At 28.7% G+C, this 23,907-nt stretch carries 24 protein-coding genes; 1 reads left to right on the forward strand and 23 read right to left on the reverse strand.

The window, feature by feature from the left end; translation table 11 throughout:
• Positions 1 to 101: 101 nt before the first annotated feature.
• The 3 genes from NGI68_RS05400 to NGI68_RS05410 are packed head-to-tail and all read right to left on the reverse strand — an operon-like array spanning position 102 to position 4,633.
• Positions 102 to 821, reverse strand: a complete 720-nt coding sequence (locus tag NGI68_RS05400) for a zinc dependent phospholipase C family protein (RefSeq protein ID WP_251860462.1) — start codon at positions 819 to 821, stop codon at positions 102 to 104.
• Between the two features lie 22 nt (positions 822 to 843).
• A complete protein-coding gene (locus tag NGI68_RS05405; protein WP_251860463.1) occupies positions 844 to 2,049 on the reverse strand; it encodes a PQQ-dependent sugar dehydrogenase family protein in 1,206 nt (401 codons plus the stop codon).
• Positions 2,050 to 2,086: 37 nt separating this feature from the next.
• Complete coding sequence (locus NGI68_RS05410) at positions 2,087 to 4,633, reverse strand: calcium-translocating P-type ATPase, SERCA-type (protein ID WP_251860593.1); 2,547 nt, start codon at positions 4,631 to 4,633, stop codon at positions 2,087 to 2,089.
• 333 nt (positions 4,634 to 4,966) lie between these two features.
• Here NGI68_RS05410 and NGI68_RS05415 point away from each other — a divergent pair, with 333 nt between their 5' ends.
• Positions 4,967 to 6,610, forward strand: coding sequence for a putative manganese-dependent inorganic diphosphatase (locus NGI68_RS05415; protein ID WP_251860464.1), 1,644 nt, complete (start codon positions 4,967 to 4,969; stop codon positions 6,608 to 6,610).
• Positions 6,611 to 6,955: 345 nt separating this feature from the next.
• Here the strand turns inward: NGI68_RS05415 and NGI68_RS05420 are convergent, their stop codons facing one another.
• From NGI68_RS05420 to NGI68_RS05515, 20 genes are all read right to left on the reverse strand, one after another.
• Complete coding sequence (locus NGI68_RS05420; protein WP_251860465.1) at positions 6,956 to 7,525, reverse strand: hypothetical protein; 570 nt, start codon at positions 7,523 to 7,525, stop codon at positions 6,956 to 6,958.
• A 191-nt stretch (positions 7,526 to 7,716) separates the two neighbouring features.
• Positions 7,717 to 8,508: a flagellar basal-body rod protein FlgG gene (locus tag NGI68_RS05425; protein WP_251860466.1), complete on the reverse strand. Its 792-nt coding sequence runs from the start codon at positions 8,506 to 8,508 to the stop codon at positions 7,717 to 7,719.
• Positions 8,509 to 8,562: 54 nt separating this feature from the next.
• Positions 8,563 to 9,330, reverse strand: coding sequence for a flagellar basal-body rod protein FlgG (locus NGI68_RS05430; RefSeq protein WP_251860467.1), 768 nt, complete (start codon positions 9,328 to 9,330; stop codon positions 8,563 to 8,565).
• A 259-nt stretch (positions 9,331 to 9,589) separates the two neighbouring features.
• A complete protein-coding gene (locus NGI68_RS05435) occupies positions 9,590 to 10,108 on the reverse strand; it encodes a hypothetical protein (protein ID WP_251860468.1) in 519 nt (172 codons plus the stop codon).
• 26 nt (positions 10,109 to 10,134) lie between these two features.
• Complete coding sequence (locus NGI68_RS05440) at positions 10,135 to 10,863, reverse strand: FliA/WhiG family RNA polymerase sigma factor (RefSeq protein WP_251860469.1); 729 nt, start codon at positions 10,861 to 10,863, stop codon at positions 10,135 to 10,137.
• A gap of 13 nt (positions 10,864 to 10,876) precedes the next feature.
• The gene (locus NGI68_RS05445; protein ID WP_251860470.1) at positions 10,877 to 11,536 is read right to left on the reverse strand and encodes a flagellar brake protein; all 660 of its coding nucleotides are present in this window, start codon (positions 11,534 to 11,536) and stop codon (positions 10,877 to 10,879) included.
• Between the two features lie 14 nt (positions 11,537 to 11,550).
• Complete coding sequence (locus NGI68_RS05450; RefSeq protein WP_251860471.1) at positions 11,551 to 12,411, reverse strand: MinD/ParA family protein; 861 nt, start codon at positions 12,409 to 12,411, stop codon at positions 11,551 to 11,553.
• On the reverse strand, positions 12,405 to 13,631 hold the full coding sequence (flhF, locus tag NGI68_RS05455) for a flagellar biosynthesis GTPase FlhF (protein WP_251860472.1): 1,227 nt from the start codon (positions 13,629 to 13,631) through the stop codon (positions 12,405 to 12,407). The genes NGI68_RS05450 and flhF overlap by 7 nt, the downstream gene beginning before the upstream one ends.
• Positions 13,628 to 15,694: a flagellar biosynthesis protein FlhA gene (flhA, locus tag NGI68_RS05460; protein ID WP_251860473.1), complete on the reverse strand. Its 2,067-nt coding sequence runs from the start codon at positions 15,692 to 15,694 to the stop codon at positions 13,628 to 13,630. The genes flhF and flhA overlap by 4 nt, the downstream gene beginning before the upstream one ends.
• 23 nt (positions 15,695 to 15,717) lie before the next feature.
• Complete coding sequence (locus tag NGI68_RS05465) at positions 15,718 to 17,550, reverse strand: fused FliR family export protein/FlhB family type III secretion system protein (RefSeq protein WP_251860474.1); 1,833 nt, start codon at positions 17,548 to 17,550, stop codon at positions 15,718 to 15,720.
• Positions 17,551 to 17,574: 24 nt separating this feature from the next.
• A complete protein-coding gene (fliQ, locus tag NGI68_RS05470; RefSeq protein ID WP_251860475.1) occupies positions 17,575 to 17,844 on the reverse strand; it encodes a flagellar biosynthesis protein FliQ in 270 nt (89 codons plus the stop codon).
• A gap of 11 nt (positions 17,845 to 17,855) precedes the next feature.
• Positions 17,856 to 18,632 (reverse strand): flagellar type III secretion system pore protein FliP, encoded by a 777-nt coding sequence (gene fliP, locus NGI68_RS05475; protein ID WP_251860476.1) that lies wholly within the window; start codon positions 18,630 to 18,632, stop codon positions 17,856 to 17,858.
• Positions 18,616 to 19,023 (reverse strand): flagellar biosynthetic protein FliO, encoded by a 408-nt coding sequence (gene fliO, locus NGI68_RS05480; protein ID WP_251860477.1) that lies wholly within the window; start codon positions 19,021 to 19,023, stop codon positions 18,616 to 18,618. Before fliO ends, fliP begins: the two co-directional genes overlap by 17 nt.
• 60 nt (positions 19,024 to 19,083) lie before the next feature.
• Complete coding sequence (locus tag NGI68_RS05485; RefSeq protein ID WP_251860478.1) at positions 19,084 to 19,602, reverse strand: flagellar basal body-associated FliL family protein; 519 nt, start codon at positions 19,600 to 19,602, stop codon at positions 19,084 to 19,086.
• On the reverse strand, positions 19,599 to 20,351 hold the full coding sequence (locus NGI68_RS05490) for a flagellar motor protein MotB (RefSeq protein WP_251860479.1): 753 nt from the start codon (positions 20,349 to 20,351) through the stop codon (positions 19,599 to 19,601). The genes NGI68_RS05485 and NGI68_RS05490 overlap by 4 nt, the downstream gene beginning before the upstream one ends.
• Entirely contained in the window at positions 20,344 to 21,156 is an 813-nt protein-coding gene (locus NGI68_RS05495; protein WP_251860480.1) for a motility protein A, read from the reverse strand. The genes NGI68_RS05490 and NGI68_RS05495 overlap by 8 nt, the downstream gene beginning before the upstream one ends.
• Positions 21,153 to 21,362: a flagellar FlbD family protein gene (locus tag NGI68_RS05500; protein ID WP_251860481.1), complete on the reverse strand. Its 210-nt coding sequence runs from the start codon at positions 21,360 to 21,362 to the stop codon at positions 21,153 to 21,155. Before NGI68_RS05500 ends, NGI68_RS05495 begins: the two co-directional genes overlap by 4 nt.
• Positions 21,363 to 21,513: 151 nt before the next feature.
• A complete protein-coding gene (locus NGI68_RS05505; protein ID WP_251860482.1) occupies positions 21,514 to 22,566 on the reverse strand; it encodes a flagellar hook-basal body complex protein in 1,053 nt (350 codons plus the stop codon).
• 81 nt (positions 22,567 to 22,647) lie between these two features.
• Complete coding sequence (locus NGI68_RS05510; protein ID WP_251860483.1) at positions 22,648 to 23,058, reverse strand: TIGR02530 family flagellar biosynthesis protein; 411 nt, start codon at positions 23,056 to 23,058, stop codon at positions 22,648 to 22,650.
• Between the two features lie 77 nt (positions 23,059 to 23,135).
• Positions 23,136 to 23,879: a flagellar hook assembly protein FlgD gene (locus NGI68_RS05515; protein WP_251860484.1), complete on the reverse strand. Its 744-nt coding sequence runs from the start codon at positions 23,877 to 23,879 to the stop codon at positions 23,136 to 23,138.
• Positions 23,880 to 23,907 lie beyond the last annotated feature (28 nt).

Raw genomic sequence — 23,907 nt, forward strand, 5'->3', positions numbered from 1 at the left:
TTGTAATAAAAGGGAACTTTTTTTATTTATGCACAATAATAATTACATATAAATAATTCTTAATTGTATATTATTCTACAATAAAAAAAAAAATCCTCCTATTAAAGGAGAATCTTATTTTTTACCTTCATTTGTTCATAAAATAATACTAAAAATCCTGCTGTGGTCTTTTGAGCCTGGTGGATTATAGTAGTTGCTATTTTACTATATCTTTTTTCTGTATTCTTTATATTTATAGTTTTCAAATAAGTATCATTTGCCATTATGGCATTATTTATTATATAATCTTGTAATTCATCATATTTAATTATACCTTCTTTTGCATCAAAAGAGTAATCTGTCATAAGCCTACTTATTATCCAAAGTTCAAATTTTCTATGACTTTTTAAAAGCTTATTATTTACATGCTGAGGAACTGTAGCATCTTGAATCAAATGACAAGATGCCCCTAAGTAAAATAAACTTTTCTCTATATTTCCTTTGTTGAAATTTTCTTCTGAGCTTTTATAATATTTTCTGCATTCTGATAATGCATCAGAAAATCCATATAATCCTCTACCTTTACTTACACTATAGAAGTGATTAGAACTTTTAAAATCTTGATCTGCCCAAAACACACCGTTGTTTACATGTCTTATATATTTTTTAAAAAATTCATACTCATTCTCATATCCTTCTATTGCAAGTAAATCAACAGCTTTAATATTTATATATTTATGAACGGTACAGTTAGTCTTAAGCATTTTCTTTTTCAAAGGATTCACTGCAAAAAATACTCCTTTTAAAGCACTTCCGTAAGTTTTCTCAAGTTTTTTTATCATTAGGAACCTTCTTTCTTTTAATTTAATTTCCTTTACTTATAATATATAAATATCCTTTATTGCTATCTAGTATGATTAATTTTTTATCTATGATTTTTATACTTTCTGCATTTCCTTTTTCAAATTCTACTTCCTTTTTTATTATACCTAAATTGTCTAAAGAATATAAGGCTTTTTCATTGTTTTCATAAAATATTATAGAATCTTTTGAAAATATATTTCCAGTACTATCTACTGCCATACTTCCTAATGAGTTTAATGTTTTATGTTGATATAATGGAGCTGGTGGATTGGCAGAAGGATGTTTATCTAGAACAAATCCTATAGGTCTATTATTTTTACCTTTAAATCTAGGGGAATTTATAGGATCTCCTCCTGAATAATCAGGCCAACCATACCAAGTTCCTTTATTTATCTCATAAATATAATCCCTATCGCCCTTTACAGGCCTATCTCCCCTAAACTCCATTCCTCCTACTGAAGCTAAAATTTTACCCTTACTATTAATATCTATACCCTTAAAATTTCTTATACCCCAAGCATAAGTTTTTATTTGATTTTTTTTAAGATTATATACTATAATACTAGAATTTCCAGGAAAATGTTCTGCTACTCTTTGCCCTCTTATTGATTTAGTTCCATAAGCACTAAATGCACCCGTTCCTTCTTTCCCAAAATTTTTACCGCTTAATGTTAGAGGATAGCAAGATACATCTGAGAAAAAAGGAGAATTACTAAGCCATTTATTATCCTTGCCCACTACCCCTGAATTAGTAGCTGCTCCAATAGTTAAATATAAATTATCATCTTTTATTAAAATAAGACTTTTATTATAGTCTCCCATATTGGGCAAATTATTTATTAAAATTGTTGTGGTTTTTTTATCTATGTCATATGAATAAAGCTCATTTTTAGAAGTAAAGTATAAATATTTATCCTTATAAACCATGCTATTTATACTTAAATTTTTATTCTTTAATATATCATAACTCTTACCATTTGCATCTATGAATTGTATTTTATTTTTAAAAGCTATATAGTAATTCCCTTTATTATCTATACTAAAATCTTTAGCTTCCTTTAAACCTTTATATTTTAAAACACAGTGAATTTTATCATTATATATATTAATTTTTTTATTATCATCATCATAATAGTACTTAGTTATAATAAAACTCAAAATCCCTATTAAACATACAATAGTAAGGGATTTAATAATTTTTTTCATACTACCTCCAAAATCATTGATATCCCCTCTCTTATAATTATCTTTTAATATATAAGTAAAGACTATTTATAAATGCAATGGTTCCAGAAAAGAAAACAACTATAAGCCACTGTGCTAAATTTAGAGCCACTGTATGAAATACTTTTTGCATAAAAGGTATATATAAAATACTCATAAGCATGGCTATGGATAATGTTACTGCCCCTACTAAATATATATTAGTAAAAAATTTAATTTCAAATATAGAGTGTCTCTCAGATCTACATTCAAACACATGTATAAGTTGTGACATTATAAGTGTGCTTAAAGCTAAAGTTCTGCAAGTCTCTAAAGTAAATCCATAATAAGATCCCACTATAAAAGAAAGTATAGTACAAATGCCAATTAAAGAACCCCTTATAATTATTTTTTCTTTTAATCCTCTTGCAAATATACTTTCCTTTTTAGGTCTAGGTTTCTCACTCATTATATCTGTATCTGCAGGATCCACACCTAATGCTATAGCAGGAAGTCCATCAGTAGCTAAATTTACAAATAGTATTTGTATAGGAAGTAATGGTGTTGGCAGATATAAAAGTGAAGCTATAAACATAGTTAAAACCTCTCCTAGGTTGCAAGAAAGCAAATATCTTATAAACTTTCTTATGTTATCATATATTACTCTTCCCTCTTCCACTGAAGCCACAATGGTTTTAAAGTTATCATCCAATAAAATCATTGAAGATGCTTCTTTAGTTACATCAGTGCCTGTTATACCCATAGATATGCCTATATCTGCTTCTTTAACTGCTGGAGCATCATTTACTCCATCACCAGTCATAGCTACAATTTTATTTTTATTTTTAAATTCCTTTACTATTCTTAATTTATGATTAGGATTAACCCTTGCAAATACTGTAATATGATCTAATTTTTCATTTAATTCTTTGTCACTTAATTTATCTATTTTCTCCCCCTCTAATACCTCTTTCTCACTTTTACAGATATTTAATTCTTTTCCTATGGCATAGGCTGTATTTTTATGATCTCCAGTTATCATTACAGGCTTTATTCCTGCCATCTTACATTTTAGCACTGCATCTTTAACTTCTCTTCTAGGAGGATCTATTATGCCTGCTACTCCTACAAATATTAAATCTTTTTCTAAAGATGTCCCTCTTGTAAGTCCTTCTCTTTTATAAGCCCCAGCTATACAACGCAATGCTTCATAGGACATTTTCTCTATAGCTTTCTCTACATCATACCTATGTTTATCTGTTAACTCTTCTATTTCTCCATTAACTAAAATATATTTGCATTTTTTTATAACTCTTTCTGGAGCTCCCTTTAAGTAACAAGTCTCTCCACTTCCATCTCTCACTATAACAGACATCATCTTTCTATCAGAATCAAAGGGATTATCGTAAACCCTTTTACCTTTATCCGTAAATTTTTTAATTTCATCTTTTCCTCTAAAAAAAGCCTTAACAAGGGCAGTTTCTGTAGGATCTCCTAGTACACTCTTATTTATATCCTTTTGTTTCATATCTAGATTAAAATCATTACAATAAGTAAAAATTTTTTTAAGTATTAAATTCTCCGGAATACTCTTCTTATCTACATTATGAATCCTATTATCATAGTACATTTTTTTAACAGTCATATTATTTTCTGTTAAAGTACCTGTTTTATCTGAGCATATAATAGAGGTGCATCCTAAAGTTTCTACAGCTGGCAGTTTTCTAACCAAAGCATTTCTTTTAAGCATTCTAGATACCCCTAAAGCTAATGCTACTGTTACTATAGCAGGAAGCCCTTCAGGAATTGCTGCTACTGCTAGACTTACTCCTAAAAGAAACATTTCATATTTATCTTGTCCTCTCCATATACCTGTTAATGTTACAATGACACATATTATGATACACAGAACTACAAGTACCTTTCCCAAAGAAGATAACTTTTCTTTCAATGGAGATTTTTCTATCTGTATATCATCTAACATTTCTGCTATTTTTCCCATTTCTGTCCCCATACCTGTTTCTACAACTTTTCCTTTTGCTCTTCCCTTCAAAACAACAGTACCCATATAGATACTATTATTTTTAGCATTACTATTTTTCTCTACTCCAACAGATTCCCCTGTTAAAAGAGATTCATCTACCATAAAACTACTTTCTTCTACCAATATACAATCTGCTGGTATTCTATCGCCACTTTCTAAAATAACTAAATCACCTATAACAAGTTCTTCTGCATTTATGACTTTTACACTAGAATCCCTTACCACTTTAGCTGTAGGCGAGGATAGCTCATTTAATGCTTCTAAAGATTTTTCTGTTTTAAATTCTTGTACAAATCCTAATACAGCATTCATTATCACTATAATAAGTATAGTAATAGCATCTGCTTTTTCTCCCATAAATCCCGAGATTATAGTAGCAGCTATTAAAACCCATATAATAAAATCATTAAATTGCTCTAAAAATATTTTAAAAGGAGACACTTTTTTCTTCTTTTTCAAGACATTGGGTCCATATTTTCTAATTCTCTTTTGTGCTTCTCTTGTTGTAAGTCCCCTATATAAATCCATTTTAGATTCATTCATCATCTTAATTCCCCCTTAACCTGTTTTCTTATATTATGTATAATTAATATTGACCTACTTTATGAGTATTTTTGAACTAAAAAGAACAAATTCTATTAAATCCTTTCTAAAAATTATATAAATACTTCTATTAATATAAATATTAATTTTTTGTATTGAAGTATAGACATGTATTTTTATATAATAATATATGAAACATAATTTAAAGCTATGAAAGAAATTAATATTTTTAAATATTTATAAAATTTAGAAATTTGAACTTAATATTCATTTTTATGATAAAATAGTTAATACTAAAATTTATTTATAAAATATCATTAGGAGGAAATTTAAATGAACGACCTTATTTATATAACAGGACATAGGAATCCTGATTCTGACTCTATCTGTGCATCTTTAGGTTACGCAGATTTTAAAAAACAATTAGGATATAAAAATATAGTATCCGGAAGACTTGGAGAACCAAACAACGAAACAAAATTTGTATTAGATTATTTTAATGTTGAAGCTCCAACTCTTATAGATACAGTAAAAACTCAAGTTTCCGATTTAGATATGGATAAAATTACTCCTATATCTAAAGATTTATCCTTAAAAAAAGCTTGGAATATAATGAAAGAAAATAATGTTAAAACCTTACCTGTACAAGATAAACAAAGCAAACTAATAGGTTTAGCTGCTCTATCTAATATAAGTTCTACTTATATGGGAGTATGGCAAAAAGATATATTAGCAAAAAGCAATGCTAATATAGAAGATATTATAGACACCTTAAATGCTAAACTTTTTTATAAGAAAGAAGAAAATCAAAAATTTACAGGTGATTTGGTAGTAGCTGCACTAGAGGCTAAAGATATTAAAGATTCTATAAAAGAAGGAGATATAGTTATCCTTGGAAATAGAGAAGATATTCAACAAGCAGCTTTAGAATGCAATGCTCATCTATTAGTAATTACAGGTACAGATACTGTATCAGATAAAATATTAGATAAAGCACAAGAATTAGGATGCTCAATATTAATATCTCCAGAAGACACATTTACAACTTCAGTGCTTATAACTCAAAGCATACCTGTAAGCTATATTATGACTTCTTGTGATATAATAAGTTTTAAACTTTCTGATTTTGTAGAAGATGTTAAAGAAGTTATGTTAAAAACAAGATTTAGAAGCTATCCTGTAGTTGATGATAATAATAGAATAGTAGGAACAATTTCAAGATACCATTTAATATCTCCTAAAAAGAAAAAAGTTATATTAGTAGATCATAACGAAATTGGCCAATCTGTCCCAGGATTAGAACAAGCAGAAATATTAGAAATAATAGATCACCACAGAATAGGTGGAGTTAATACAGCATCACCTATATTTTTTAGAAATCAACCTGTAGGAAGTACATGTACTATAATTGCAAATATGTTCTTTGAAAATAATATTACACCATCAAAAGAAATAGCTGGTGTACTAAGTTCAGCAATTATATCTGATACATTATTATTTAAGTCACCAACTTCCACAGAATTAGATAAAACAACTTTAAGCAAACTATCTAAAATAGCAGAAATAGATCCTGAAACTTATTCTGTAGAAATGTTTAAAGCAGGTACATCTTTAAAAGGTAAAACAGTAGAAGGGTTATTTCATGAAGACTTTAAAAATTTCACTATAGGTGGTGGAAAAATAGGTGTATCTCAAGTATCTACAATGGATCCTTCAAGCTTTGATCCATTAAAAGAAGATATGCTAACCTTAATGAATGAAAAGTTTAAAAAAGAAGGTTATGATGGTCTAGTTTTAGTATTAACCGATTTATTAAAAGAAGGTTCCTTTATATACGTTGTAGGATCTAAAAAGGAAACTATAGCTTCAGCCTTTGGAAAATCTCTAGATAAAGATAATTCCATATATGCTGAAGGAGTATTATCAAGAAAGAAGCAAGTAATACCACCAATTACTAACGCAATAGAGAACAAATAATTAAACAATTAATCTTAAAATACATTATATACTTAATCTATTTATTAATTTAATCTATTGTGCTAGTTAAAGTAGCTATAGGAATCATATTTTGCTAAGTTAAACTTTAAGCCAATCTTACTGACAATTATACTGGTGTTTTAAAAATTCTGTTAGCTGAATAGGACATTCAGCTAACTTTTACTGACAGGAAGTCAGATTAGGCATATTAGGGAATTTAAAATAAGCTAATATTACTGTCAAGTTGATTTAGAATTGGTTTAATATACAAAATATGATTCTGTAAGCTCAAATTAACTAGCACAACAAGTTAATTTCTAATGATTCAATGTACCAAATATAACTCTAATCTGTTATTTCTTTTATAGGTACCTTTCTCATATTTATTTTTATTCCTCTATAAAATTCTTTCTCTTTTGCTTTATCAAATTTATTAGCTTCCTCCATTTGTATACCTTTCTTCTTTTTAAAACCAGACTTTAAATCTGAATCTTGAATTTGTTGTTCCATATTATATGGGTTTTCTTCTTTTTCACTACGTTCATTTTTATCATTATCATCAAATGTTACTATGTCGTCTAAAGAATCCTCTTCGTAAGATCTTTGCTTGTTTTCCTGCGCTATATAGTCTTCTTCGTATTGATCTGGATGTATGTCTTCTTCTTCAAAATTATAATCATTTTCATCATAAGCTCTAGTAGCTTCACATTGAGGTCTCTTATTACAAGAGCACATATTACCGTATTGTGGATACATCATGTACGGATCCATATATTGAGACATAAAAGGATTAATCATATAAGATGTATATGGATTCATATACATATATGGGTTAAACCACATGTTGTTTATAGGACAATAATAGGGTCTATTCTTATATGATTGTTTCTTTCTGTCATATATATTACTATTCATTATAAATCCCCCTATAAATTATTATTAACCTTATACTTTAAATATAATTCCTTACAGCATATTATATGATTAATTTTTTTATTTGTTTACAGAAAAATTTTCCAACACATAATAAAAAAGTTTTCATTACATAAAATACTCCCTATATATGAGTAATTTTACATAATGAAAACTCTTTTATTAAAATATTTTTATTTTCTCATATTATTTATTATACTCCACATCTCATCTGCTGTTTTAATACCTCGTGAACTCAACTCAAAAGCCCTCTGAGTTATTATCATATCTGTCATTTCTCTTCCAGCATCTACATTAGAATTTTCCAAAAATCCTTGAAGTATATTCACATCATTATTAACAAATACATTCGCTCCATCTCTAGGAAGGTATAGATTTCTTCCTATAGACAAAAAATCACCTGTTCCAACAGAATTATATATATTAATTTTACCTACTATCTTATCTAGCCCATCAATATCTTTTACAGAAATAGAACCATCTTCCCCTATATTTATGTTCCTATTTGTAAATCCACCTATTCTATTTAATATGTCCGTACCCTGTGGTTGTTGTAATTGTATATCTAATGCATTACCACTCTCATCTACTAACATTCCATCTCTATCTATAACAAAATTTCCTGCTCTTTCATAAGCATAATTACCATCTGCCATAATTACTCTGAAAAATCCTTGTCCATCTATGGCTAAGTCTGTTTTATTTCCAGTATTTAAAAGATTTCCTTGCAAATGTGTATCTCTTAACCAATTAGTAGCCTTAACTCCTGTTCCAGTTTGGATTTCCGGTCTATCTGAAGTAGGATATCCCTTTCTTTTTAAAGTTTCTTGAACTAATTCTTGAAAAGAAACGTCTTCTCTTTTATATCCTATAGTATTTACATTAGCTAAATTATTAGATATAGAATCTAATTTATCTTGTTGTGCTATCAATCCTGATTTACTATTCCATAAAGCTCTTAACAAAACCATCACCCTTTAAACATTTTATATAAATAATATTAATAATCTTAATTTATATTATCTGGCTGCACCTACTTCATTAACTGTTTTACCTAAAGTTTCATCTATTGATTGTACTATTTTTTGACTTGTTTCAAAACTTCTCATAGTAGTTAACATATTTACCATTTCATTAGTTATATTTACATTAGATTTTTCTAAAGAATTTTGTCTTACTATACCACCTGCATTTATAGCATTATTTCCTTCAAATAAATTATTTCCTATTTTTCTTAATGAATTATAATCATTAAAATCACTTATTTCAAAAGTATATGAAGGCACTCCATTTAAACTTATATTTCCATTTGGATCAGTGGTCATTTTACTATTACCTACATATATAGGTTGTCTAGCTCTTGTATTAAAATTCATCCCCATTACATTATATCCAGAATCATTAACCAAATATCCTCTAGCATCTATATGAAAATGGCCATCTCGTGTATAATAATTTGTACCATTATTTTCTATAGTAAAAAATCCTCTTCCTTCTACAGCAAAATCTGTAGGCTTACCTGTATCCTGAAGAATTCCTTGAGTAAACAGATTATTTACTTCATCTATTTTATTTCCCATACTTAGTCTACCAATAACATTTTTTATATTCCTATTTCCTAGCTTTTTATCATAGTTTTCCATTAATACATCTTCAAATTTTTTAAAGGCTAAATTAGTTGATTTATAACCTACTGTAGAAGCATTAGATAAATTAGAACTTATAGTATCCTGTTTTGCTTCTAAAGATATCATGCCAGAAACTGCTGTATATAAACTTCTTATCATAATATAATTACCTCATTTACTTTCTTTTATAAATTTATATTTAAATTAAATATATAAAAAATAGTTTATTTATTTGTTTTATCTATAACCTTCATTTCTTGAGGATATTCCATACCTAATCCTCTAGCCTTACTTTCTATTTGACTTTTACTTAAATTATAATTAATTTTAACTCCAGTCATAACCGCAGTACCTAAAATTATACCTATACCTATGCCTATTAAAAGCTTTCTATCGGAGAGGAAATTAATAGTTTCTTTTATTTTGAATATAATTCTTTTATTAATATTACTTCCCCCTTGCCTATATTAAGGATTTCACATATTTCTTCTATAGTTCGACCTTCTTTAATAAGCTTACTAACTTCATTAATCTTTACACCATTATTATCTTCTGGATTATGTTTATAGCTTATTTCCTGAGAAATCTTATTTGTATCCTTGTTATCTATGTATTTAGATTGTACTAAATTCTTATCACTTTCTTTTAGATAATTTTTATTATGTTCTCCCACTTGAAAGTTTTGAACTTCAATCTTATTTTCGTATGAATGTTTCAAAATATTTAGTTCTTTTTTCAAATATTCCATTTCTTTTTGAATATCTATTAGAGTTTCTGCAAACTCTTTTCTTATTAGGCCTATTTCTTCCTTATATTCATCAATATTTTCCATGCTTCCTTTAAGAGTACTGCTAAAAGAACCATCTTCTTTTTTTATAGCTTTAACATTTATAAATATGAGTATTAATCCTATTACAATTAATAAAAAAGCTACCATATATTATTCTCCCTATTAATATTATTCTAGTTATATTTTAATTTAGTCATAGCTTTCTTCAAATGAATTATAGCTCTACTATGAAGTTGGCACACTCTAGATTCAGATACACTTAATATCTTTCCTATTTCTTTTAAGGTTAACTCTTCGTAATAATATAACGTCACTACTAATCTATCTTTTTCATTTAATAGTTCTATGGCTTTAGCTAAATAATCTAACTGCTCATTATCCTCTACATGTTTTTCTGGACTTGGACTTTTTTCATCTTTTATCGTCCCTATAAGTGGCACTTCATCTTCTGATGAAAAAATTAAATCTTCCAAAGAAATTATTGATATATAGTTTATATAATTTTCAATTTCGCTTACTTCTTTTAAAGATATATTTAACTCATTTGCTATTTGTATTAAATTGGGCTCTTTATTTAATTTTTTCTGAAGCTTTTCTATAGCTTCATTATATCTATTTAATTTATCCATAGCCCCTTTTGATATGGGGCTATTTCTTCTCAATTCATCTATCATAGAACCCTTTATTCTTATGGATGCATAAGTAGAAAACTTCATTCCTTTAGATTCATCAAACTTATTTAAAGCATCCATCAATCCGATCATACCATAGCTAACTAAGTCCTCATATTCTATATATTTAGTCTTTCCGATTATAACTCTAGAGGCTATATATTTAACTAAAGGAATATATTTCTTTACTATTTCTTCTTTTACATATGAATTATTATCAGCTATTGCCATGACCTATCCTCCTCTATAGCCTATGAACTTGCTTTCTCATTTTAGAAAAAATAAATCTTATTATTTTTTCTCTAGTTTTCACATCTATATTTAAAAATTTAACTCCATAGATGTATTTTTCTTTTTCATTTTGCTTCCTAATTATTCTACCCTTTATAGCCATATTTTCATTTTCAAAAGGAACATTTACTATAATCTCTTCTCCAAATTGTATTTCTTTTTTTGTAGAGATTTTTAATCCTCCTCCACTTATATCTATAATATCAGCATCAAAAAAATTAAATTGAGTATTACATTTATTTGCATGACAAATTTCTTCTAAATCTCTCTTATCATCTATTAATGCAGCATAAGTTTTTAAAATCAAATTTATTCTTACAAAATTTCTTCTCTGAATCCTTTGCATTTTCTGTGGTTTTCTCAAAGCTATAAGCAATATTTTCTCTACTTTTCTTCCTATTACTATAGTTCTAAACTTAAATATTTTTTCCCCATGAAAATAAAAAACAGTTATTTTATCGTTACAATTTAGTGACAAATATTTCCCTTCATTTACAGGTATATTTATATAAATACTCTCTCTATCTATATCCTGTATAATACTTTTATAATATCCATCATCCCACTCTATTTCTACCCTATTATTAATCTTAAATTCATCTTTATTATTCAAGAATACTCATCCCCCTAAGAAAATATACTGAATAATTTTTTAAAAAATCCTTCTACACTTACATTGTCATTGTGCCTTTTATAATTACCTAAAATATTTTTAGCAATACTAATTATGTCCCTTGATGCATCGCAATTCGGATATGCTAATACAAAAGGTATTTGTCTTCTAACTGCTTGTATCGTTTTTCTATCTTCTTGTATAGATCCTAGATATTCTAAATCTATAGATAAAAATTTGTTTACAGCATTTTCAAATTTATTATAGGTAATCTTTCCATCCTCATTATCTATAGTTTTATTTATAACCAGTTTTGCATTCTTCTTTATATTAAAATGAGATACCGCCTTTAATAGGCTATAGGCATCTGTTATAGCTGTAGGTTCAGGCGTAGTTAAAACTATGAGTTCTTCAGATGAAGCAATAAATCCTAATACACTTCTGTTTACACCTGCACCTGTATCCATTATTATATAATCTAAATCTTCTAAAGCAGATAAATTTTTAATAAATCTTTCTATTTCATTTTCGCTTATTCCTTCTAAGTTTGTTATACCTGTACCAGCTGGAAGAAGCTTTACCCCAAAGGGTCCCTTTATTAAAACCTCTTCTATAACTTTATTGTTAAATATAATATCATATATGCTATACTTAGGCATAACCCCCATTAATACATCATCATTTCCCATGCCTATATCTGCATCTAGTATCAATACTTTTTTCCCCATTTTTTGAAGAGTTATAGATAAATTAACTACAAAATTACTTTTACCAACTCCACCTTTTCCAGATGTTACAGTAATTATTTTAGGAGAATTCATATTTCTATCCTTATTATTTACTAATTGCCTAAGTTTTTGTGCCTGGTCTAGCATAATTTATTATCTCCTAATATTATCTTTGCCACTTCTTCTTTGTTTCCTTCTTTTATATCATCTGGTACATCCTGACCTGTGGTTATAAAACTAATAGGTTTTTTAGACTTATCTAGTATAGTTAATATAGAACCATAGGTACTTGTTTCATCTAGTTTTGTTATTATTATATTTTGGTATTCTAAAATTGTATACCCTTTTATTATAGTTTCTATATCCTTATTTTTAGTAGACGCACTTATTACTAAATGTACTGATTTTTCTTTTATTTTTTCTATAAATGCTCTTAATTCTGATATTTGCATCATATTTTTACTACTTCTACCAGTTGTATCTATTAATATAATATCACAATGCTGTAGATCTAAAATAGCCTTTTCCATATCCTTCATAGAAAACACAACTTTAAATGGGATATTCATAATATCTGCATAAGTTTTTAACTGTTCAACTGCACCTATTCTATATGTATCTATAGTTATAAGACCTACTTTCTTTTTGTCTATTAAAGAAAGTTTTCCCGCCAGCTTTGCAATAGTGGTAGTTTTCCCCACACCAGTTGGTCCCACTAAAACCGTAATTTTATCTAAAGAATTGGTTCTAATATCTATACTATCTTTTATTACTCTTTCTATTTTCTCTCTTTCCTCTAAATTATCCTCTAAATTGTCCGCTTTTTTTATTATTTTTTTCATAAATTCTTCTTCTAAGTCCAAATCTTTAAAAAAATTCATTAATGAGGATTCTTCATCATCATATGAATTTTTATTATTTCCCATATCTTTAACTATTTTTTTTAAGTCTATTATTTCTTTCATCAAATCTTCCGTATCTAAAGATTTTACGTTTTTAATATCCTGATTCTTAAAAATTTCACTTTTTGATTTTAAAATCTCTTTATAGTTATCTAATATATTATTATCATGTTTCATATTATTATCATACTTAACATCATTACTTTTTTTCTCAATCATTTTTGTTACAGCTTTTATATTTTTCTCTTTATTAATTTTACTATGTATAATATCATTATGCTTTTTTTCTTTTGAATAATTATCTATAGCTGCAGTAACTTCCAATGATTTTCTAGAAAAGAGGCCTAAAAAGCCTCCCTTTCTTACTTTCCTTTGACTTATTATTATAGCATCTGTTCCTAACTCGTAACGAATTTTAGTCATGGCCTCATTCATATCATTAACTACATATTTTTTTATTATCATTGTAGAGTAACCACCCCTTCAGTTTTTATTTCCACATCATTAGGCACTTCATTCAAAGAAAGTACGTTTACTGCTGGAAATACCATTTCTATAAGCCTTCTAAACGCTGGTCTTATATTTGGTGATACTAAAACAACTGCTTGATTATTATAAAAATATACTTCATCTAATTTTTGCTTTAATCCTTTTAGTATACTGCTAGTAGTATCTGGATCTAAAGCTGGAAAAGATCCTTGCATAGACTTTTGTATATTATTATTTATAGCTTGTTCAATCCCCGGATCTAAAGTTACTACCGTTATGGTTCCATTCTCGTCTATTAATGGATTACATATACTTCTAGCTAAAGAGAATCTTACATATTCCGTTAAGACTTCTATATCCTTTGTATTTCTTGAATTGTCAGCTAAAGATTCTAATATAGTAACCATATCCTTTATTGATACTCTTTCTTTTAATAAATTTTGAAGAACTTTTTGAATTTCGCCTATAGTCATAAGATCCGGTATAAGTTCCTCTGTAACTGCGCTATATTTTTCTTTCATAGAATCTATTATTAATTTTACTTCTTGTCTTCCTAAAAGTTCATATGAATGATTCTTTATTATTTCCGTTAAGTGAGTAACCATAACTGTAGTAGGATCTACCACAGTTAATCCTTTAAGCTCTGCCTCTTCTCTTTGATCTTTGTTAATCCATATAGCCGGTAGTCCAAAGGCTGGCTCTATACCCTTTATCCCGGGTATCTCTACTTCTCCTGTAGGATCCATACAAAGAAGCATATTAGGCATAAGCTCTCCACGTGTTATATTAGTTCCTCTGATTTTTATTATGTACTCATTAGTGTTGAGTTGTAAATTATCTCGTATTCTTATAGGCTGTACTACTACTCCCATTTCGATAGCACATTGCCTTCTTACAGAAGTTATTCTTTGAAGAAGGTCTCCTCCAGAAGATTCATCTGCTAAAGGTATAAGACCATATCCTATTTCTACTTCCATAGGCTCTACAGACACTAAATTCATAACATTTTCTGGTTCTTTGCTTTCTATTTCTGTAATCTCCATCTGCTGTGCTTCTTCTTGCATAATAACTTTCTCTTTTGCTTCTTTAAATAAAAGATAAGCAGCAATAGCATTAGCTATAGATAATATTATAAATGCTAAATGAGGAAGTCCTGGAATCATAGCCAAAAATAAAAGTACTACAGAAGCTATAGCTAAAACCTTAGGAAACCCTGTTAACTGTTTTCCAAGAACAGTTCCTAAATTTTCATCGCTTCCAGATCTTGTCACTAATATACCTGATGCTGTAGATATTAAAAGTGCAGGGATTTGTCCTACAAGCCCATCTCCTATAGTAAGTCTTATATAAGTTTGAGCAGCTGTAGCTGCATCCATTTTAAGCATAACTACACCTATTATTATACCTGCAATTATATTTATAAAAGTTATAATAAGACCTGCTACTGCATCCCCTTTTACAAACTTAGAAGCACCATCCATTGATCCATAAAAATCTGCTTCCTTTTGAAGGTTTTGTCTCTTCTCTTTTGCTCCATGTTCATCTATAAGTCCTGCATTTAAGTCTGCATCTATACTCATTTGTTTTCCAGGCATAGCATCCAAAGTAAATCTAGCAGAAACTTCTGATACTCTTGATGCACCACTGGTTATAACTATAAATTGTATTATAACTATAATAAGAAATATTATTATACCTATTACATAATTACCTCCAGTAACAAGACTTCCAAAGGTTTCTATTATTTTTCCTGCATAGGCATCCCTTAGTATAAGTCTAGTAGAAGAAATATTTAATCCTAATCTAAAAAGAGTAGTTATTAACAATAGTGTTGGAAAAGATGAAAATTGAAGAACTTCTGTAGTAAACATAGTAATTAAAATTATAACTACAGAAAAGGTTATATTAAGAGCTAAAAGTACATCTAAGAGTGGAGAAGGAAGTGGTATTATTATCATTAATACAATTCCTATAACACCAAAAGCTGCAATAATATCTATGTTATTTTTAATCTTAAATCTTTTGTTAGTACCTTCCACTAAATCACCTCATTTTGTATACCTTACTTATTTTTCTTTTTTAGAGTATAAACTACAGCTAATATCTCTGCCACAGCTTCATACATATCCTGGGGCACTTCTGAATCTATTTCCACTTTCTCATATATCAATCTTGCTAATGGCTTATTTTCTATAACAGGAACTTCACTATTTTTAGCTATATCTTTTATTTTTATAGCTACATAATCTGCTCCTTTTGCCACAACTTTAGGTGCAGTATCTCCCTTTTCATACTTTAATGCTACAGCTATATGTGTAGGGTTTGTAACTACAACTGTAGCTTTAGGAACTTCCTGCATCATTCTTTGCATAGCCATTTCTCTTTGCTTTTGTTTTATCTTAGACTTAATTTGAGGATCTCCTTCATCTTGTTTATACTCCTCTTTCACCTCTTGTTTTGTCATTTTCAAATCCTTATTATATTGATATTTCTGATATATGTAGTCTGCAACAGCTACAAAAAGCATAATCAAAGTTATTCTAAAAAATATACCTACAGAAATTGACAAAAGTCCTGTTATCATGTACAAAGGTTTCAATGTTCCTAAATTTAATATTTTTAAATAATTATCCTTTAAAAACTTATAACCTATAATACCTACAACACTTATTATGGCTAAATCTTTGAAAAGCTCCATTACAGTTCTCATAGAAAACATTCTTTTGAACCCATTAATGGGATTCAATTTCTTAAAATCTGGTTTTAATGGTTCTTTTGTAAATAAAACTCCTGTTTGTAGATAATTTGCTGCTATACCAAAACACATAACTGTTATGGCCATAGGTAGAACTATTTTACCTACCCTTAATACAGTTAGTATAGCCAATGAACTTAAATTATTATAATTTAATTGTACATTAAGATAATTATTTAAAAATCCTGCCATAGTATCTTTAAGGACATTAGCTCCATATTCCCCTAATGCTACTAATACTAAAGTGCAAGCTAGCAAAGTAAATGCAAGAGCTAATTCTTTACTTTTAGCTACTTGTCCTTTTTTTCTTGCATCCATTTTTTTACGCGGAGTTGCTTCCTCTGTCTTTTCTTCAGAGGCGAAAATAATTAACACAGGTATAATCTTATAAAAACCTCTTATGGCATCCGGTAACATACCAAAAACAGAGTTTAAAATTTTTAAAAATAAAGGTAATGCAAATACAAAAGCAGTAAGCCCAACTACTATTTTAATAGGAAGTCCTAAAATCATTATATTTAATTGTGGAACTGTTCTTGCTACTAATCCTAAGGTTAAATCCGTTATAAGTATAATAAATATAATAGGTACCGCTATTTTAATGCTTATGTAAAAATATTGTATAAAAACATTTATAACATGTTTTATACCCTCTTGATTTATAAAAAATGCCCCTAACTTTATGGCATTAAAACTCTCTACCAAAGCTCTTATGAGCATGTGATGTCCATCTATTAAAAAAAATACAATGATACTAAACCAATATAAAATTCTCTCCAAAAAGGTTATATTGCTATTAGTACTAGGATCAAACATAGTCATCATAGCAAAGCCTACCTGAAGATCCATCATATTTCCTGCATATCTTGCACAAACAAAAGCAGCATTGGTTATATATCCTAAAATAGCCCCTGCTAATATCTCATTAATTATATTAAATATTAATGCAGTTGAATTATTTATAGTATTTATCCCGTGAATATCTATAGATCCAACTAACATATAAGCCATAATTAAAGCCAATAAAACCTTTCCTATTATAGGCGTTCCCTTTGGGAAAAATATAGGAACCATAATAAAAAAGATAAAAAGCCTAAAAGAAATCAAGATTATGGCTGTAGCATAGGCTGCACTTATCAAAAAAATCCTCTCCTAGCATATTTTCTACTTTACAATCTGAGTTATTATTCCAAAAATTCTTTCTGTAAAAGCTAATAACTGATGTAACATCCAACTCCCTGTCAAAAGTCCTATTATAGCCACAGCTATAAGTTTTGGAACAAAAGTTAATGTTTGCTCCTGAATCTGTGTTGTTGCCTGAAATATACTTATTATAAGCCCTACTAATATAGATACAATCAAAATAGGAGCAGATATTAAAAGACCTGTTTGAATAGCATCTTTTATAATACCTATAACCATATTTTCACTCATTTAAGTCACTCCTAACCAAAACTCATTACTAAAGATTTCACCAAAAGATACCATCCATCTACCATTACAAATAATAATAGTTTAAAAGGCAAAGATATCATAACTGGAGGTAACATAAACATACCCATAGACATAAGTATACTAGCTACTACTAAATCTATAATCAAAAATGGAATAAATAATAAAAATCCAATTTGAAAGGCTGTTTTAAGCTCACTTATTATAAAAGCAGGTACAGCTATATACAAAGGTACATTATCCTTTGTAACTTTAAAATTGGGTTTTGCTAAATCTACAAATAATTTCAGATCCTTCTGTCTTGTTTGCTTTAACATAAAATTTCTAAGGGGCTTAGCTCCTATTTCTATGGCCTGCTCTTGAGTAATCTTATTTTGAGTATATGGTTGTATAGCTTTAGTATTTATTTCACTATACACCGGTCTCATTATAAACAATGTCAAAAAAAGTGCTAGACCAATCATTACCTGATTAGGTGGAGATTGTTGTGTTCCCATAGCATTTCTTAAGAATCCAAATACCACAATTGTTCTTACAAAGCTTGTCATCATAACTATGAAAGATGGTAATATAGTTAATACAGTTAACATTATTAATAGCTTTATATTATCAACATATTCCGTTGGATTATTGGCATTATCTACAGAAATATCTATTTTAGGTATGGGCATGGTATTTTGAGGTGCTGCATAGGCTTTCATAGAATAAAAGAACACTATACCTAAAGCTACCAAAACCATAAGCATTATTCTGTTATTTCTCTTTTTCATATTTATCTTCCTTTTTCAGCTTATTTAACTTAAGTTTATCATAAATCTTATTTAATTCCTTTTTTCCTAAGAATTCTTTTAAAGTATTATACTGGGGAATAGATTGAGCTTTTAAACTTTCCATTTTCTCAGTTTCTTCCTTAGATAATTCTATTATTTTTTCTACACTATGAGGGGTAGAGGTCATTATATACGCCTTTTCACCTATTTTCACTACACATACAAAATTTTCTTTTGATAGTGGTACTCTTTCTAATACTTTTATATATCTGCCATTTTGAAAATTTTGAAGTTTTCCCCCTCCTAGTTTTAATGATAAATACAAAAGTAAAAGTACTAAAACCAAGGCAAAAATAGCTTTGAAAATCATTACTATAAATTCTATATTCATAATTGTGCCCCTTTAAAATCCAAAATCACTTTTACTAAAAGCCTTTAATTTTTATATTTTCTATTGTACTATTAAATCATCAAAATACATACTATTAATTCTTCCTTTTTCTAACATAGGAGTAATCTTATTTATGATTTCTATTTTTATTTTATCAATATTTTTAGGATTTATATCTGTAGCTTTTTTAGATCTTAAAACACCTATAACAGCGTCTCTTAGAATAGGCTTCTTTGTTTCTAATTCTTTAGATAATTTCTTTTCTTCATAACCTATATAAATCTTTGCTTTTAAAAATCTCTTTCCATCTTCATCTGCTAAATTAACTAAGAATTCATCTAAAGAGTAAGTTTTAGATGAAACCACCACCTGTTGTGGATATACACCATTATTAACTTGTTGAGAATTTATAACCGTATTGTTTGAAGTCATTTGGTTTTGATTATTAGGTTTTTTCTTAACATTTGTCCACCACATATATCCTCCAAAAGATCCAGCTGCTACTATAGCTAAAGCAATGATTATTGCTATTACTTTTTTAAAATTTCCACCTTGTGTTTCTACATTCTTCTCGCTCATTTTTTGCTACTCTCCTTTTCTTTTGAGACTATAACTATATTTACCCTTCTGTTCTTTGCTCTGTTAGCATCAGAGTTATTTTCTGCTATTGGTCTATACTCACCATATCCTGCAGCGGTAAATCTTGTTGGATTTTGTTTTTTAGTCTCAACAAAATATCTTAAAACATTAACAGATCTAGCTGTAGATAGTTCCCAATTTGATCCATATACATCATTTTTTATAGGTACATTATCTGTATGACCTTCTATTATAACTTCATTTGGTAACGTAAGTATTAAACCATTTATCTTATCCATTATTTGTTTACTTTGAGGTTTTATATCAGCTTTAGCGGTTTCAAAGAGTACATTATCTCTAAGTTGTATTACAACACCTCTTCCATCTTCTTTTACCTTTATAGAGTCTTTAAGATTATTTTTATCTATAAATTTATTTACTTCATCATATATTTCCTTGGAATCAGATTTTCCATTTAATCCTTTTTCCCTTCCCATCTTAGTTGTTTCTCCAACTAAAGGTACATCACCATTTTTTAAACTATAATCTACAATAGTATTTCCAGATTGTCCAGTCATAGCCACCTGCATAGCAGATGCTACCTGTTGGAATTTCTTAGCATCTACACTAGAAAAAGAATACAGTAATATAAAGAAAGTCAACAATAATGTTATAGTATCAGAATAAGTTCCAAGCCATTCATCTCCTCTTATTTCGTCTCCTCCTCCAGACTTTTTTCTTCTAGCCATTTTGAGCTACTCCTTCCCCAGATACTTGTACTTTATTATAAGCTTGTCTTTCTGATGGTGAAAGATAAGTAACTAACTTTTCTTCCATTATTCTTGGGTTAACTCCTGATTGAATAGCTAAAACTCCTTCTAATATCATTTCTCTTGTAGTAGCTTCTACTTCACTTTTAAGCATCAAATTTGCTGCCATTGGATTAAATACTACATTTGCCATTAATGAACCATAAAAAGTAGTTATAAGAGCTTTTCCCATACCGGATGCTATAGCACTGGAATCTGTAAGATTTGCAAGCATTTGTATAAGTCCTATTAATGTACCTATCATACCAAAAGCTGGTGAATATGCTCCCCAAGTTTTAAGCATATCTGCTCCTGATTTATGTCTTTTTTCCATTTCGTCTATTTCAAGTTCCATAATATCTCTTATAGTTTCTGGCTCTATTCCATCTACCACCATTCTTAAGCCCTTTTTCATATAATCATCTGTTAAATTATTTATAGCATCTTCTAAAGAAAGAAGACCTTCTCTTCTAGCCTTTCTAGACAAATCCACAAAATTTTGGATAACATTTATATTAGACATTCCATTATCTTTAAAAGTTTGTACTATAACTACAAAAAGTCTTTTAAATTCATCCATAGGGTACGCAACCAACATAGCTGCCATAGAGCCTCCTATGGTTATAAACACAGATGCTAAATCCCAAAATACTTTAAGACTAGATCCTCCTGTAGCCATTCCCCATAGAACCAATCCAAAACAAAGAACAAGTCCTACAGGTGTTAATATATCGCTCTTCTTCATTTCTTAAACTCCCCCTGTATGCCCAAAGTGATTATGTCACTTTTGTACTTTTTAACTTCTTTTATTATTTCCTCTGGTGTTTCTATAACTATGTATTTCTTCCCATTTACTAAAGTAATTAAACTTTCTGGTACCTGCTCAATTTTTTCAATATGTTCTGCATTTAAAGTAAAACTTTCACGATTCATACCTGTGAGCCTAATCATTACAAACACCCCTTTTAATTTAGATACTTTTAATTTTTATGTTTAATGTAATAGTTAATAGTTTTATCTATTAACTATTACATTATTTTTTATATATTTACTTGAAATTTAATTTTTATATTTATTGAGTTAAAGGTTAATCAATTAAATCTTATCTTTTTAAATTAACTAACTCTTGAAGTATTTCATCTCCTGTAGTTATCATCTTTCCACAAGCTTGGAAAGCTCTATTAGCTACTATCATTTCTGTAAATTGTTCTGCTAAATCTACATTAGACATTTCTATCATACTCTGAACCATATCTCCATAACCTTTACTGTTATCATTTACTGGATCAGTTCCTTTTGGACTTCTAACTACTGCATCTCCTGAATTTGCAGAAGAAGCATATAAATTCTTTCCAACTTTTTCAAGGCCATTCTCATTTTTAAAAGAAGCCATAGCTATTTGACCTAAAGCTGCTGAAGTTCCATCTGATAGTGAAGCTGTAATAATTCCATCCTTATTAATTGTAAAAGATTTAACTTTAGCTTCAATATCTTTACCAGCTTTATCTTTAGTTGGTATGGTATCTGGTATTTTAAGAGGAACTAATTCATCTGAAGTTGCTTTTAAATTTTCTGCATCTGCATTAACAAAACCCATAGTGGCATTACCTTGAGCATCATATGTAATACTAACTCCAGTACCTCCAGCATTTGCACCACTTTGAGTACTTCCAGTCAAGGAATATCCCATTATTCTAAGTCCATCTCCATTCAAAAGATTTCCTTCCTTATCCAATGTAAATGATCCATCTCTTGTAAAAGATACATCCATATTGCTAGAACCTAAAATTTGACCTGTGGTAGGAATTCCTCCATCTTGTCCTTTAGGTAATGATCCTTTACCTACTATAAAAAATCCTGGTCCATCTATAGCTGCATCTAAATTTCTTCCTGTAGTCTGCATGTTTCCTGTCGTAAAATTAGTATATATACCACTGACTTGAACTCCTAAACCTACTTGTCTTGGATTCGTTCCACCTAAATTAACACTTGGACTTGTAGCATTTTGCATATTTTGACTTAACATATCTTGAAATCTAACACTTTGAGATTTAAAAGCTGTAGTGTTAGCATTAGCTATATTATTTCCTACTACATCCAATTTGCTTTGTTGTGCTTTAAGTCCACTTATACCTGAATACATTGATCTTAACATATAAAATTCCTCCAATTTTTTAAGGGATAATAACTTTGTATCTTTCATTCTACAAAGTAAAGCTTCCTAAAAAGGTCCAGCTTATATTATTACCGCACTATCTATATTTGTAAAAACATTATCCTTGCTTTCTTCTTTTGTCATAGCTGTTATTATAGTTCTATTTTTTATAGAGGTTATTAAAGCTGCATCCTTGCATAATATTAAGCACTCCCTGCTTCCCTTCTTGTAGGCTATATTTATAGCATTATTTATGTTATTCATATCTTCTTCTGATAAATTTATATTTCTAGATTTTAATCTTTCAAAAGCATGCTTTGATATTATAAAACTCTCTTCTTTATTTCTTTTATCAAAATTATTTAGTTTTTTATTTAATAGCTCTTCAAAACTTCCTGATTTATGTTGCTGTTTAATACTTTGATTTTTTAAGGATGCAGTATTATAATCTTGAATTAATTGTAACTTTCCATTAATAATTTTAAAGGACATCTTTCTCACACCCTTATTATTTTAATACATCTAAAAATTTATATAATTATTTAAAATATACGCCCTAATCATTTTCTTTAATTTGATGAAGTTTGTTCATCTACCCTTGTTACCCATTCAAATGGAACGTCTATATCTTGTTCTTTACCATCTTTTGTTACTGTTACTTTAACGGCCACTCCTAGACCATTTCTACTAACCCCTTTTACAACTCCAGCCATGTTTTCTTTTCCATCACTCATCTGTACGGATTTTCCTATTAAATTTACTGCATTTAATAAATCATTATTATACTGAGAATTTTGATTTATATCATCTGTAATGTTTATCACATCTTCCATAGGAAATTCTCCTACTTGTCCTGGAGAATATTCTATACTTAATTTTATCTCATCACCATCTTTTATTACATTTCTAACTACTCCTGCATACTGCTCTCCTTGTTCATTAAATTTTCTAAGTAAAACAGTTTTCCCTACAAAACTAGATGCTCCTGTCAATTTCATCATACTGTTTAGATTAGCCATTTGTTCTAAGGATGAAAATTGAGCTAATTGAGATACATATTCTGTTCCATCTTTTGCATTAGTGGGATCTTGATTAGAAAGTTCTGCAGCTAATATTTTGAAGAAGGCATTTTTATCGAGATCTTGTCCTTTTTTTACTATCCTAGTCCCTCTGGCAGTTTTAGTACTAGTAGCTTCATTTGATCTTTCTATTATTCCCTTTTCATCTTCTTTTTCCTTTACACTATCTGATTTGCTATCCAATTTAGTATTACCAGTAAATGGTGCATAATTTGAATTAATTACCGTTGGCATATACCACACCTCCATTCCATTATTGACA

Source organism: Clostridium sp. Marseille-Q2269, assembly GCF_943736985.1.
Taxonomy (GTDB): domain Bacteria; phylum Bacillota; class Clostridia; order Clostridiales; family Clostridiaceae; genus Clostridium_F.